7 protein-coding genes are annotated in these 14,599 nt (G+C 71.2%); all 7 read left to right on the forward strand.

The features are described from left to right. Window positions 1-12: 12 nt before the first annotated feature. The 7 genes from nuoL (at window position 13) to ACH47X_RS22620 (ending at window position 14,585) form a co-directional block, all read left to right on the forward strand. On the forward strand, window positions 13-1,938 hold the full coding sequence (nuoL, locus tag ACH47X_RS22590) for an NADH-quinone oxidoreductase subunit L (RefSeq protein ID WP_397407196.1): 1,926 nt from the start codon (window positions 13-15) through the stop codon (window positions 1,936-1,938). An 11-nt stretch (window positions 1,939-1,949) separates the two neighbouring features. Beyond that, entirely contained in the window at window positions 1,950-3,533 is a 1,584-nt protein-coding gene (locus ACH47X_RS22595) for an NADH-quinone oxidoreductase subunit M (RefSeq protein ID WP_397407137.1), read from the forward strand. Then, the gene (nuoN, locus tag ACH47X_RS22600; protein WP_397407139.1) at window positions 3,530-5,296 is read left to right on the forward strand and encodes an NADH-quinone oxidoreductase subunit NuoN; all 1,767 of its coding nucleotides are present in this window, start codon (window positions 3,530-3,532) and stop codon (window positions 5,294-5,296) included. Before ACH47X_RS22595 ends, nuoN begins: the two co-directional genes overlap by 4 nt. Further along, window positions 5,293-6,381 carry a polyprenyl synthetase family protein gene (locus tag ACH47X_RS22605; RefSeq protein ID WP_397407141.1) on the forward strand — a complete coding sequence of 363 codons (1,089 nt, stop codon included), beginning with the start codon at window positions 5,293-5,295 and terminating at the stop codon, window positions 6,379-6,381. The genes nuoN and ACH47X_RS22605 overlap by 4 nt, the downstream gene beginning before the upstream one ends. Before the next feature lie 94 nt (window positions 6,382-6,475). Continuing rightward, window positions 6,476-7,477: a type IV toxin-antitoxin system AbiEi family antitoxin gene (locus ACH47X_RS22610; RefSeq protein ID WP_397407143.1), complete on the forward strand. Its 1,002-nt coding sequence runs from the start codon at window positions 6,476-6,478 to the stop codon at window positions 7,475-7,477. Then, a complete protein-coding gene (locus ACH47X_RS22615) occupies window positions 7,452-8,294 on the forward strand; it encodes a hypothetical protein (RefSeq protein WP_397407145.1) in 843 nt (280 codons plus the stop codon). Before ACH47X_RS22610 ends, ACH47X_RS22615 begins: the two co-directional genes overlap by 26 nt. A gap of 189 nt (window positions 8,295-8,483) precedes the next feature. Next, window positions 8,484-14,585 (forward strand): Ig-like domain-containing protein, encoded by a 6,102-nt coding sequence (locus ACH47X_RS22620; RefSeq protein WP_397407147.1) that lies wholly within the window; start codon window positions 8,484-8,486, stop codon window positions 14,583-14,585. The last annotated feature ends 14 nt before the right edge of the window (window positions 14,586-14,599 follow it).

Genomic DNA, 14,599 nt, shown 5'->3' on the forward strand with positions numbered 1-14,599 from the left:
GACGTGAACGAAGTGATCGGGCTCGCCCCCTGGCTGGTCGGCTTCCCGCTGATCGGCGCGGCGATCCTGCTGCTGGGTGGCAGGGCCACCGACCGCTGGGGCCACTGGCTCGGCGTGCTGGCCTCGGGTGCCTCCATGGTGGTCGCCTTCATCCTGATGTTCCGCATGATCGGCACGCCGGTCGAGGAGCGCAGCGTGGACCACCACCTGTGGACATGGTTGTCCGCGGGCGACCTGGGCGTGGACCTCGGCCTCCGGCTGGACCCGCTGTCGGTGACCTTCGTGGTGCTCGTGACCTTCGTCGGCACGCTCATCCACATCTACTCCGTGGCCTACATGGACCACGACCCGGACCGGCGCCGGTTCTTCGCCTACCTGAACCTCTTCGTCGCGGCGATGCTCGTGCTGGTCCTCGCGGACTCCTACCTCCTGCTCTTCGTGGGCTGGGAGGGCGTGGGTCTCGCGTCGTACCTGCTCATCGGCTTCTGGGACACGGGGCGGCCTTCGGCGCGGGAGAACGCGGTGGCGGCCAAGAAGGCGTTCGTCATGAACCGCATCGGCGACATGGGGCTCATCGCCGCCATGGCGCTGCTGTTCGCCCACGCGGGCGCCCTGGACTTCGGCACCGTCCTGTCGGACGACTCCGTCGGTGCGATGTCACAGGCCACGGCTACCGCGGTCGGGCTGTGCCTGCTCCTGGCCGCGTGCGGCAAGTCGGCGCAGTTCCCGCTCCAGGCCTGGCTCGGCGACGCGATGGCCGGCCCGACACCGGTCTCCGCCCTCATCCACGCCGCCACCATGGTCACCGCCGGCGTCTACCTCATGGTGCGCTCCGGGGCCATCCTCGAGGCGGCACCCACGGCGCAGCTCGTCGTCGTGCTGGTCGGCGCGGTGACCCTGCTGTTCGGGGCGATCGTCGGCTGCGCCAAGGACGACATCAAGAAGGCGCTCGCCGCCTCCACGATGTCCCAGATCGGCTACATGATGCTCGCCGCGGGCCTCGGCCCGGCCGGGTACGCGTTCGCGATCTTCCACCTGCTCACGCACGGCTTCTTCAAGGCGGGCCTGTTCCTCGGTGCCGGCTCGGTGATGCACGCGATGGGCGACCAGACCGACATGCGGCGCTTCGGCGGGCTGTCGCGGTTCCTGCCCATCACCTGGATCACCATGGGCCTGGGCTGGCTCGCGATCCTCGGGATCCCGCCGTTCTCCGGCTTCTGGAGCAAGGACGGCATCATCGAGGCCGCGTTCATCCCGGTCGAGGGCCAGCCGTGGCGGGCCTGGGTGTTCGGCACGGTCGCCGTGCTCGGCGCCGCGATCACCGCGTTCTACATGACGCGCCTGTTCTTCATGACGTTCGGCGGACGCCGTCCGCGCTGGACCGAGAACCAGCACCCGCACGAGGGCTCGCCCCTGATGTGGTGGCCGCTGGTCTTCCTCGGCGTCGGCTCCGCCGCGCTGGGCCTCGTGCTCGGCATCGGCGGCACGTTCACCACGTGGCTGGAGCCGGTGGTCGGCCACGCCGAGCACCACGAGCCCGTGCTGCCGGTCTGGCTGATCATCACCACGACCCTCGTGGTGGTCGTGCTCGGGGCGCTGCTCGCGTTCTGGATGTACGCCGTCAAGCTCGTCCCCGAGGAGGCTCCGCGCGGTTCCGTCCTCACGCGGGCCGCTCGCAGGGACCTCTACCAGGACGCCGCCAACGAGACCCTCGTGATGAAGCCCGGCTACGGGCTGGCCCGCGTGGTGCAGGTCGGTGACCGGGACGTCGTCGACCGCGGCTGGAGCGTGCTGCCGCAGGCGGTCTCGTGGTTCGGCGGGGTGTTCCGCAAGGCGCAGACCGGGTACGTCCGTTCGTACGCGGCGGGCATGGCGGGCGGCGTGCTCGTCATCGCCGTCGTCGTGTGGCTCGTGGTGGGTCTCGGTGGTGCCCAGTGATCGGAGGAGAGATGTTTCCCTGGCTGACCGCCCTCATCGCGTGGCCGCTGGTCGGCGCGGCGGTGGTGGCGCTGGGCGCGCTCGGCCGCTCCCGGACCGGCTCCGCGAACGCGGGGACCGGCCTGGCCCGCCCGATCGCCCTGGTGTTCTCGCTGGTCGAGGTGGTCCTGCTGGTCGGGGCGTTCCTCGCCTTCGACACCGGCGCCGCCGCCGAGCACCAGCTCGCCGAGACCCACGCCTGGATCCCGCAGATCGGCACCTCCTACGCGGTGGCCGTCGACGGCGTCGGCCTGCTGCTCGTGGCGCTGGCCGTGGTGCTGGTGCCGCTGGTGCTGCTGGCCGCCTGGAACGAGCAGGGGCGCGACGAGGTGCGCCTGCGCCGGTTCGTGGGCCTCGTGCTGCTGCTCCAGGCGTTCATGGTGGCGGTGTTCGCCGCCCGCGACGTCTTCCTGTTCTACGTGCTGTTCGAGGCCATGCTGATCCCCGCCTACTTCCTCATCGGCGGGTTCGGGCAGGGTGCCGGCCGGCGTCAGGCGGCCGTGAAGTTCCTGATGTTCAGCCTGGGCGGCGGGCTCATCATGCTCGCCGCGGTGATCGCGCTGTACTTTCTCGCGGTCGGCGCGGGCGTGGACCCGAGCAAGGCGTTCCTCGTGGACGAGCTGGTGGGCGTGAACCTCGGCACCATCGCCGAGCGCCTCATGTTCGTCGGGTTCTTCGTCGCCTTCGCGATCAAGGCCCCGATGATCCCGGTGCACAGCTGGCTGCCCGACGTCGCGGGCAACGCGACCCCCGGCACGTCCACCCTGCTGATCTGCGTGCTGGACAAGGTGGGCACCTTCGGGATGCTGACCCTGTGCCTGCCGCTGTTCCCGGAGGCGTCGCGCTGGGCCGCTCCGTTCGTGATCGCGCTCGCCGTCATCTCGGTGCTGTACGGCGCGATCATGGCCATCATGCAGACCGACCTGCTGCGCCTGGTCGGCTGGACGTCGGTGAGCCACTTCGGCTTCATCATCCTGGGCATCTTCACGTTCACGCCGCTGGGTACCGCCGGGTCGAGCTTCATGATGCTCAACCACGGGCTGGCCACCGGCGCGCTGTTCCTGGTGGCCGGGTTCCTCGTGGCCCGGCACCCGGAGCGGTCCCAGCGGATCACGGACTACCGCGGCCTGCGGTCGGTCACGCCGGTGCTCGCCGGGACGTTCCTCGTGGCGGGCCTCGCGACGCTGTCGCTGCCCGGCCTGGCCACGTTCGTCAGCGAGATCATGGTGCTGATCGGCGCGTTCGGCGGTGCCCCCGCCGGCTCGGCCGCCTGGACCGTCGCGGCGATCCCGGGCGTGGTGCTCGCCGCGATCTACGTGCTGCTGACCTACCAGAAGATCTTCACCGGTGCGCCGGCCGAAGGGCTGGAGGCGCTGCCCGACCTCAAGGCGCGTGAGCGCATCGTCGCGGCCCCGCTGGTGGTCGGACTCCTGGTGCTCGGCCTGGTGCCGGGCCTCGCCCTGACCTACGTGGACGCGCCGGCGCAGCAGTCGGCGACGACCATCGCGGTCGACGAACCGGCGGACGCCGCCGCGCAGATGGGGAGCGACAAGTGAACGAGTTCGTGGCACCCGAGATCGACTGGCTCGCCCTCGCACCGCTGATCGTGGTGCTGGGCGCGGGCGTGGTCGGCGTGCTCCTCGAGGCGTTCGTCCCGGCCAGGGCCCGCCGCGTGACGCAGATCGTGCTCACCCTGGCCGCGCTGGCCGGTGGCCTCGCGTTCGTGGTGTACCTCTGGCCGCAGATCGTGGCGCAGCCCGTCCAGGTGGTCGGCGGCAGCGTGACGCTGACGCCGTTCGCGCTCGGCGCGCAGGGCATCATCGCCCTGCTCGCCTTCCTGGGCGTGCTCGTGGTGGCCGACCGCACCGCCACCGGCCAGGACGCGTTCGCGCCCACGGCCTCGGCCGTGCCCGGCACCTCGTACGAGGACCTGGCCCGGAAGTCCGGGCTGGAGCAGACGGAGATCTACCCGCTGCTGCTGTTCGCCGCGGGCGGCATGATGCTCTTCGCCTCGACCGACGACCTGATCGTCATGTTCATCGCGCTCGAGGTGCTGTCGCTGCCGCTGTACGTGCTGTGCGCCACGGCACGCCGGCGCCGGCTCCTGTCGCAGGAGGCCGCGGCCAAGTACTTCCTGCTGGGCGCCTTCGCCTCGGCGCTGTTCATCTTCGGCGTCGCGCTGATCTACGGGTTCGCGGGCACGGTGCGGCTCCTGGAGATCGCCCAGCGGGTGCAGCAGGGCGCACTGCCCCTGGAGGGTATGAGCGCGCTGCTCGTGGCGGGCGTGCTCCTGGTGACGGTCGGCCTGCTGTTCAAGGTCGGCGCGGTGCCGTTCCACGCCTGGACGCCCGATGTCTACACCGGCGCGCCCACGCCCATCACCGGGTTCATGGCCGCGTGCACCAAGGCGGCGGCGGTCGCGGCCCTGGTCGAGGTGCTGTACCGGATCTCGATCGGCGTGCAGGCGGTCGACCCGGAGATCATGCGGCAGCTCCAGGTGGTCGTCGTCGTGGTGGCCGTCCTGACCATGGCCGTCGGCACCGTGATCGGGTCCGTGCAGACCGACGTGAAGCGCCTGCTGGCGTACTCGTCGATCGCGCACGCCGGCTTCCTGCTGGTCGGCATCGCGGGCTTCGGCCCGCAGGTCCAGTCGTCCACCCTCTTCTACCTGCTCGCCTACGGCATCGCGACGATCGGCGCGTTCGCCGTGGTCACGCTGGTCCGGGAACGTCGGGTCACGCCCGGGGCGCAGGAGGACAACGGTCCCGTGGCCGACGACGGCGTCGTGCTCGGTGAGGCCACGGAGATCGCGCAGTGGGCGGGCCTGGGGCGCAAGGCCCCGTGGCTCACGGCGGCGTTCGCCCTGTTCCTGCTGTCCATGGCGGGTATCCCGCTCACCGCCGGGTTCATCGCCAAGTTCGGCGCGTTCGCCGGGGCGACGTCGGGCGGCCTGTGGTGGCTCGCGGTGCTCGGCGTGCTCGCGTCGGTGGTCGCCGTGGCGTTCTACCTGCGGCTGCTGGTCGTCATGGTGTTCCAGCCGGGGACCGTCGAGCCGGCCTCGCAGGTCGAGCCTGTCGAAACCGGGGTCCCGACGAGCTCGACCGGCGACGGCGGCGAGGGCTCGACCGAGGGCGGTGGCGTCGCTACCGCGACCAAGGTGCAGGTCACGGCCGCGCAGCGCGTCGTCGTCACGGTGGTGCGGTCGCGTGGTCCGGCCGCCGTGGCGATCGCCGTCTGCGCGATCGCGACGGTGATTCTTGGCGTTTTCCCGTCTCTGGTTCTTAATCTGGTGGCAGAGGCAAGTAAGTTCGTGCCGTGACCTCCGTACCGCTGCCGCCCCAGACGACGACGGGTACGTCGGCGTCCGCACCCCCGGCCGCTCCGACTGACCTGCCCGACCCGACCGCGCTCGGCCTGCCGATCACGGACCCGGAGCTGGCGTCCCGTCTCGCGGACCGGCTGACGGTGGTCGACGAGGTGCTGTCGGACGCCGTCTCCAGTGCCGACAAGCTGGCCGACGGCGCCTCCCGGCACCTCGTCGACGCGGGCGGCAAGCGGTTCCGGCCGCTGCTCACCCTGCTCACGGGTGAGCTGGGCGACGGTGCGGCCCCGGGCGTCGTCGACGCCGCCGTGGTGGTCGAGCTGACGCAGGTCGCCTCGCTGTACCACGACGACGTCATGGACTCGGCGCCGATGCGGCGAGGCGCCCCGGCGGCCCACATGGTGTGGGGCAACTCGGTGGCGATCCTGGTGGGCGACATGCTGTTCGCCCGGGCCTCGTCCCGGGTGGCCGAGCTCGGGCCCGAGGCGGTGATCCTGCAGTCCCGGACGTTCGAGCGGATGTGCATGGGGCAGCTGCACGAGACCATGGGCCCGGACGACGGCGAGGACGCCGTGGCCCACTACCTGCAGGTGCTGAGCGACAAGACGGCGTCGCTGCTGTCGGCGTCGGCCCGGCTGGGCGCCATGCTCGCCGGTGCGCCGAAGGAGCAGATCGAGGCAGTGGGCGCGTTCGGCGAGAAGGTCGGCGTCGCCTTCCAGCTCGCCGACGACGTGCTCGACGTCGCCTCGGAGGGCGAGACGTCGGGCAAGACGCCGGGCACCGACCTGCGTGAGCACGTGCCGACCATGCCGGTGCTGCTGCTGCGCCAGCACGTCGCCTCGGGCTCCGCCACCGACGACGACAAGGACCTGCTCGCGACGCTCGACGGCGACCTGTCGTCGGACGAGGTGCTGACGGCCGCCCTGCAGCGCCTGCGGGCGCACTCCGTGCTCGCCGACACCCGGGAGCTGGCGGTGCGCTGGGCGCGCGAGGCGGCCGCGGAGCTCGCGCCACTGCCGGACGGGCCGGTCAAGGAGTCCCTGGAGCAGTTCGCGCAGGCCCTGGCGGACCGGGCGGTGTAAGCCTGGACAGGGAGCGAGACGTCTGCCGTGCTCAGAGTTCTCCGATCCTCGACGTCGTGTTCATAATGTGCCCGTGTTCACTTAAACTGAACGCATGGCAGATCTGAACGAGGTGCCACCGTTGCCAGCTGCGCTGGTCGCGGGCCTGGCTGACCTGGGGTTCGAGGCGGAGGTCCATGAAGAACTGCCAGCTGACCGTGTGATCAGGCGGGCAGTGGTCACGGTCACGCGCCCAGGCAGCGCGCAGCGTTTCGAACTGCTCTGCGGTCGAGGCGTCCGGATGGCCGATCTCGCGCGGCTTCCACGGAGTGGCCTGCATCAGTTCGTATTCACGGACTATGTACCGGATGCCACGGGCGCGTCGTTCCGCCGGGCAGGCGTCCGATACCTGGACGAGGCAGGGAACGCGTGGATCAACTTCGGTGCCGTGCTGGTCGATATTCGGGGACGTCGGCGCCAGGGATCGAAAGAAGGCCCCCGGGCGACTCGTGGCAATCTGTTCAGCCCGGGGAGCGCGCAGGTGGTGCTCGTGTTGCTGGCCTGGCCAGAGCTCTGGCGGGTCACGCGTCGCGAGCTGGCTCACACCGCAGGCGTTTCGTTGGGCAAGGCACACGACGTAGTGGAGATCCTGAGACAGGCAGGCTTTGGACCGGACGCGGTGGGTCGGCCAGACGGAGATCTGCTGGACCTGTGGGCAGCCGCCTATCCGACGGGACTGGCGCGCCGACTGGAGCTCGGGGCCTTCCACGGCCCTGTGGACAAGATCCGGTCCATCGGTGCGGACCAGCGGCTGTACGTCTCTGGTGAGGTCGCAGTGGACGACCTGCTCAGGCCGTCCACGCTCGTTGTGTATGTTGCCGACCTCGATCCCCGCCTTGCGCTCGTCAACCGTTGGCGTGCGGACGGCCCGCCGAACATTCGGGTTCGCCGCAGCTTCTGGAGAGAACCGCATGGAAGGCGGGCGGCAGGAAGCGAGAACGTCGCGGCGCCGTGGCCGCTTGTGTATGCGGACCTTCTCGCCTCAACCGATCCGCGCGTACGAGCGGCTGCGGGAGATTGGAAGGACCGCCATGCTGGATCTCTCAAGGGTCTCTGATTCGCTGCTCGACGTCGTTCTTGACGTCGTTTCGGCCGTGAGCGGGAGTACGCCGGAACTGAATCCGTCGACCATCATGGTCGTTGGAGCCGCATGCAGAGATGTCCTGCACGCCGCGCTCGGCCATACGTTCGACACGGTGGCGACCCGCGACCTGGACCTCGGTCTTGCCCTGTCGAGCTGGGACGTCTACAAGGAACTCACTGAGCAGTTTCCTAGTGCTGGGCATACCGGCATTCGTTACGACATCGCTGGAATCGCTGTCGATCTTCTTCCGTTCGGAGCGGTCGAGGACCCTGAAGGAGTGGTGGATCCACCGACACGTCGTGAGCCGGTCAGCCTATGGGCGTTCGAGGAGATCTTCGCCGCTTCAGTCACGCTTGAGCTCTCGGAGTCGTTGCAGGTCCGAATTCCTGATGTCGCCGGGTATGCGGCAGCGAAGCTGGGCGCTTGGCTGGATCGGTCGGAGTGGGGGGAGCTCAAGGATGCCTCCGATCTGGCACTCGTCGTCTACTGGTACGCAGAATCCCTCCACATTCAGGAGCGGCTCTACGGCACCGCGACTGGAAACGAGGTTCTTCTGGCTGAAGACCTCGACGTGGAACGCGCGGCAGCACGCCTCCTCGCTGCGGACATCGTCGACATCATCGGTCCGAAGCGATCAGGCGAACTCATGGTTCGCTGGCCGGGTGACATCGAGTTGCTTGGGCGTTCCTTCCATGTGGGTGGTGGTCTGCAATGGCCGTTCGGGCTGCCGCGGCGGCGCGAGCTCGTAGAAGCCCTGACGCGGGGACTTGTCGATGCGGCCGGTGCCTGAGCGAAGCGCTCCGCCCCCAGGGCGGTGTGCGCCCACGTAAACAGTCACGGGAGTGATCAAGCCTCTGACCTGGTAGTTCGTTCCAGGCTAAGGAATTCACCCGTCCAGGAAGACCCTCTAACGTTCCGGTTGTCGGAGGCAACGGCTAGGCTGCGGCAGCCGCCGCTGATCGAGACTTGAGGAAAGCCTGTGCCCGGATTGAAGGTGTCGACGCGCTCGGCGGTCTCCGGAGGCGTCGTCGCCGTCTTCGGCGGGGCCCTGATCCTGCTCACGCTGCTGCAACAGGGCGAGTCCACGGCCAGGGTCGACCTGGACGACTCCGGCGTGTGGGTCACCAAGACCTCCGCGGGTCTCCTCGGCCGGTTCAACAACGAGGCACAGGCGCTCGACGGCACGCTGCTGTCGGGCTCGTCGACGTTCGACGTGCAGCAGGTGGAGTACCGGGTACTGATGACGGACCCGGGCACCGCCACCGCGAGCCCGGTCGACCCGGCGCAGCTCGTCCTCGGCGGCACCATGAGCGCCCCCGCCGGCGCCGTCATCGCTTCGGGCGGGCACACCACCGCGGTGCTGGACCCGGAGGACGGCCGCCTGTGGGTGCTCCCGTTCGAGGCCGCGGTCCAGTTCAGCGCCGACGACCTGGACCCGACGGCGGAGCTCGGGCCGGGCGCCCGGGTCGCCGTCGCGACCGACGGCACGGTCTTCGGGGCCGCGCCCGCCAAGGGCCGCCTCGCGACCGTCACGACCAACGGCTCGGGCACCGTCGACGAGGTGACCGACTCGGAGCTCCCGGTGGGCAAGGGTGCCGAGCTGGAGGTGACCGCCGTCGGCGACCGGCCGGTGGTCCTGGACCGCACCGCGGCCACGCTCGTGCTGCCCGGCGGCGACGTCGTGGACCTGGCCGGCGGGGCCGAGGCGCGGCTGCAGCAGCCCTCGGGCGAGGCGGACGCCGTGGTCGTGGCCACACCGAAGGGCCTGGTCACCCAGCCGCTGCGGGGCGGGAGCTCCACCACGCGCGTGGGCCAGGGCACCCCGGCGGCGCCCGTGCAGCTCGGCGGCTGCACCTTCGGCGCCTGGTCGGGCACCGGCCGGGTGGTCCGGGACTGCCCCGGCACCGACCGCGACGTCGACGAGACCCTGGAGGGCGCCGACGGCGAGCTCGCCTACCGGGTCAACCGCCAGGTGATCGTGCTGAACGACGTCTCGGCGGGCACGCTGTGGATGGCCGCGGAGGACTTCGAGAAGGTCGACGACTGGGACCTGAAGATGCCCGAGGACGCCGAGGGTGAGAAGACCGAGTCCGAGACCACCACGCCTGAGATGGTCGACCAGTTCGTGGCCCAGCGGGACAAGCCGAACCGCCCGCCGGAGCCGGAGGACGACTCGATCGGCGTCCGGCCGGGGCGCACGACCGTGCTGAACGTGCTGGGCAACGACCTCGACCCCGACGGCGACGTGATGACCGCGTCGATCGCCGACCCCGAGGGCCGGGTGGCCGGTGCCGGCGCGTCCGACGTCTCGGTGGACCGCGTGCTCGACGGCGCGGCGCTGCAGGCGAACGTGCCCGAGACGGCGACCGGCACCACGACCTTCACCTACACGGTGGACGACGGCCGCGGCGGTACCGCCGACGCCGACGTGAAGGTGCGCGTGGTGCCCCTGAGCGAGAACGAGGCGCCGGTCTCGACCGGCGAGCCCGTGCTGCGCGTGGCGCAGGGCGGCGACGCGTCCATCAAGGTGCTGCCGTTCTGGCGCGACCCCGACGGCGACGACCTGGTCCTCTCCAGCGCCGCCACCGCGGACCCCATGGACGAGGTGCGGTTCCGCCCGGACGGCACCGTCGAGTTCCGCGACGGCGGCACCGCGACCGGCCGGAAGATCGTCGAGCTGACGGTCTCGGACGGCCTGGACCAGGTGGGCGAGGGCCGGCTGCTCGTCGACGTGATCGCCACCCAGGAGCCGCCCGTCGCGGTGGCCGACCACGTCACCGTGCTGGCGGGCGATCCCGTCACGGTCCGGCCGCTGCGCAACGACTCCGACCCCAACGGCGACCGGCTGCGCCTGGTCAGCGTCTCGGAGCAGGCGCCGGCCACGATCACGGAGAACTATGCCGCGGGCACGTTCCGGTTCGTGAGCCAGGAGCCCGGCAGCTACGACATCACCTACCAGGTCAGCGACGGCCCGGGCTCGACGATGGGCCTCGTACGCGTCGACGTGCTGCCGCCGCCGGACGCCGCGGGCCCGCCCGTGGTCGTGGCCGACACCGTGCTGCTCCCCGCCGGCGGTTCCGCGCTGGTGGACGTGCTGGCCAACGACACCGACCCGGGTGGCGGCGTGCTGGTCGCGTCATCGGTCGAGGCGCCGCCGGAGGTCACCGCCGTCGTGCTGGACCACCACGTGCTGCGGGTCGCGGAGACCGAGCGCCTGGACCGGCCCGTGACCCTGCGGTACACGGCCTCCAACGGCACGGAGACCGCCGTCGGGCAGGTGCGGGTGGTGCCCATCGCGGCGCCCACCAAGCTGCGCCCGCCCGAGGCGACGCCGGACGAGACGACCGTGCACACGGGTGACATCGTCACCGTGCCGGTGCTGAAGAACGACTCCCACCCGGACGGTCTGGAGCTGAAGCTCACGCCGGAGCTCGTGGAGGAGCCGGACACCGGAGAGGCCTTCGTGTCCGAGGACACCGTGCGCTTCCGGGCCGGGTCCGAGGCCGGCACGGCGCACCTGGTCTACGAGGTGCGCGACAGCAACGGCCAGAAGGACTCCGCGCAGGTCACGATCAACATCACGGACACCCTGGAGAACGCGGCGCCGCAACCGCCGGACACCACGGCGCGCGTGCTCGCGGGCTCGGTCACCCGGATCCCGCTGCCGCTGGACGGCAGCGACCCGGACGGCGACTACGTCACGCTCGACGGCCTCTCCGCACCACCCGCGCAGGGCACGGCCCGCGTGGTCGACGGGTTCCTCGAGTACGAGGCGTCCCAGGATGCCGCCGGGGCGGACGAGTTCCGGTACTCGGTGACGGACACGCGCGGCGCGACGGCCGAGGGCACGGTCGCCGTCGGCGTCGCCCAGCCGCCAGGGGTCAACCAGCCGCCCACCGCCGGCGACGACGAGACGCTCGTGCGTCCCGGCCGCGACGTCGCGGTGGACGCCCTGGCCAACGACTCCGACCCGGACGGCGACCAGGTGGGCCTGGTACCCAAGTCGTTCGAGGGCGCCGAGGGCCTGGACCCCCGGGTCGTCGAGGACCTGGTGGTGGTCACCACGCCGCGCGACGAGGGCACGCAGACCTTCTACTACGGCATCGAGGACACCTTCGCGGCCCGCGCCACCGGCGCGATCACCGTACAGACCGCCAAGGACGCGCCGCTGCTGCGGCCGATCGCGCGCGACGACGTGGTGCCGCCCACGGACGTCACGTCCGACACCGTGACCGTGGACGTGCTGCGCAACGACTCCGACCCCGACGGCGTCGCGACCGACCTGACGGTCGCTGTGCTGGGCGAGGACGGCGAGCAGCCCGCCGGCGTCACCCTCGGCGAGGGCGGCGAGGTCACCGTGGCGCTCACCGAGGACCCGCAGGTGCTCACGTACACCGTGACCGACATGGACGACCTGACGGCGAAGGCGTTCCTGCGGGTGCCGCGCGACGGCTCGCTCCCACACCTGAAGCAGCCGGTCGAGGCGCTGCGCACCTTCGCGGGCGAGACGCTCGAGATCGACATCGCCGACCACGTCGTGGTGGCCGACGGCCACGAGCCCCGGTTCACCGTCGAGGAGAAGGTGACCGCCGTCGAGGGCACGCGCGACGTCACGGGCCCGACCACGCTGACGTTCACCTCCGACGAGGACTACGTGGGACCGGCCTCGGTCACCTTCGAGGTGACCGACGGCGACGGCCCCGACGACCCCGAGGGCCGCACCGCGGTGCTGACCCTCCCGATCGACGTGCGGGCGAGCCGCAACCAGCCGCCGGAGATCAAGGGCAGCCCACTGCTCGAGGTCGCCGCCGGCGAGGAGTCGGCGCTCGACCTGTCGCGCGTCGCGGTCGACCCCGAGGGCGACCCGCTGACCGTCGAGGTCACCGGCGGGGCCGAGGGCGTCACCTTCGGCACCCAGGGCGCCACGGTCACCGCGCAGGCGCAGGCCTCCGTCCCGAAGGGCACGCGCTTCACCGTCCCGTTCACCGTGTCCGACGGCGGCCACCCGCCCGTCGCCGGCGAGCTCGCCGTCACGGTCGTGGCCTCGACGCGCCCGCTCGCGCGGGCCAACCCGGACGAGGTGCGCGACGCGCACCAGGGCGCAGCCGCCACGGTGGACGTGCTGGCCAACGACGCCAACCCGTTCCCCGAGGAGCCGCTGAAGGTGGTCGGCGCCGCTGTCGAGACGGGCCAGGGCTACGTGGAGACGACGGATTCCACGGTGGTCGTGACGCCGTCGGACGACTTCGTGGGCGCCATGGTGGTGCGGTACCGCGTGGCCGACGCGACGGCCGACGTCAGCCGGGAGGTCGAGGGCACGGTGCGCCTGACGGTGCTGGGCCGGCCCGAGGCGCCGCGCGCCCCGCAGGTCGAGGAGGTGCGGTCCGAGACGGTGGTGCTGACGTGGGACCCGCCGGCGGACAACGGGGCCGAGATCACCGGGTACACCGCGCGGTCGGGCAAGGGTGACGTCACCGAGTGCAAGTCCACGACCTGCACGGTCACCGGGCTCAAGAACGACGTCGTCTACAACTTCACCGTCACGGCCACCAACGAGGTGGGTGAGTCGGAGCCGTCCGGCCCGTCCGAGGACGCCCGGCCGGACGAGAAGCCCGACAAGCCGGAGCCGCCGTCGCTGAAGTTCGGCGACTCCGCGCTGACGGTCTCCTGGAAGAACCGGACCTACACCGACCGTTCGCCGATCGAGTGCGTGAACCTGGAGATCAGCCCGGCCCCGGCCGACGGCGTGATCCAGAAGTCCTGCGTCACCGGCAGCTCGATCGTCTGGGACGGGCTGGCCAACGGCACCGCCTACACGGTGACGGTGCAGGCCGTGAACGCCGCGCCGGACCCCTCGGACTGGAGCGACGCCTCCGCCCCCGAGACCCCGGCCGCGCCGCCGGCCAAGCCCGCCGCGCCGTCCGCCCAGCGCGTCGACAACGCGCTCGGCGGGCAGATCACGGTGTCCTGGACCGAGCCCGCCAACAACGGCGCCCCGGTCGAGCAGTACCACCTGGACGTCTACGAGAACGGGTCCAAGGTCGAGACGCAGACGGTGACGGGCACCTCCCGCGTGGTCTCGGGCCTGTCGGCAGAGGCGTCCTACACGTTCGCGGTCACGGCCGAGAACAAGGCGGGCAACTCGCCGGCCAGCGACCAGTCGGCGGCGCAGGTGCCGTACGGAAAGCCCCAGGTCCCGGGCACGCCGACGGCGTCGCTCGGCTCCACCACGAGCGGCCAGGCCGACGTGCGCTGGAGCGGCATCGCGTCGGGCGACTTCCGTGGGCCGGCGCACCGGTACGAGGTGCTGGCCAACGGCGGGGGCACGCCGGGGAACGCCGGTACCGCGACGTCGTACACCTTCAAGAACCTGGCCAACGGCACGGCCTACCGGTTCCAGGTCCGCGCCTGCAACCAGTACACGTGCTCGGCCTGGACGGCGAGCTCCAACCCCGTGACGCCGTACACGACGCCGGGCGCCCCGGGCGTGAGCTGGACGCTGCGCTCGTCCTCCGAGGGCCGGTTCACCGTGTCGCCCCCGGGCAGCAACGGCGGCCGGGCCGTGGACTCGATCCGGTACCGCGTCAACGGCGGCGGCTGGCAGAACATGTCCGCGTCGGGCGGCAACGTCGACGTCGGGCCCGCCTACAACACGAGCTACAGCCTGGAGGCGCAGGCCTGCAACGCGGCCGGGTGCGGCACGACGGCGTCGGGCAGCGGGCGGACCAACTCCAACCCGGCCAACCGCTCGTTCACCATCGCCAAGGGCGCCGACGCGTCGACGTCGTCGGGCTGCCGCCAGGGTTCGGCGTGCCGCTGGATCAACATGAGCATCACCGGCTGGGAGCCCAACACGGCGTTCACCATGCGGTGCCTGTCCACCGAGCACAACTCCGCCGGCCAGGTCTACTTCCCGCGGTGGGAGCAGGGCCAGTGGTGGGGTCAGGCCTGGGGCGTGCCGCTGCGGACCGACGGCAACGGCAACTGGTCGGGCCAGACCGACTGCATGCACGGCTACACGGGTGAGTACACATGGATCGAGACGCAACAGCTGGGGGAGTCGAACCACCTGCTCTGGTGACCACGGGAAATTTG

The organism is Promicromonospora kroppenstedtii, from assembly GCF_044389675.1.
GTDB classification, from domain to species: domain Bacteria; phylum Actinomycetota; class Actinomycetes; order Actinomycetales; family Cellulomonadaceae; genus Promicromonospora; species Promicromonospora kroppenstedtii.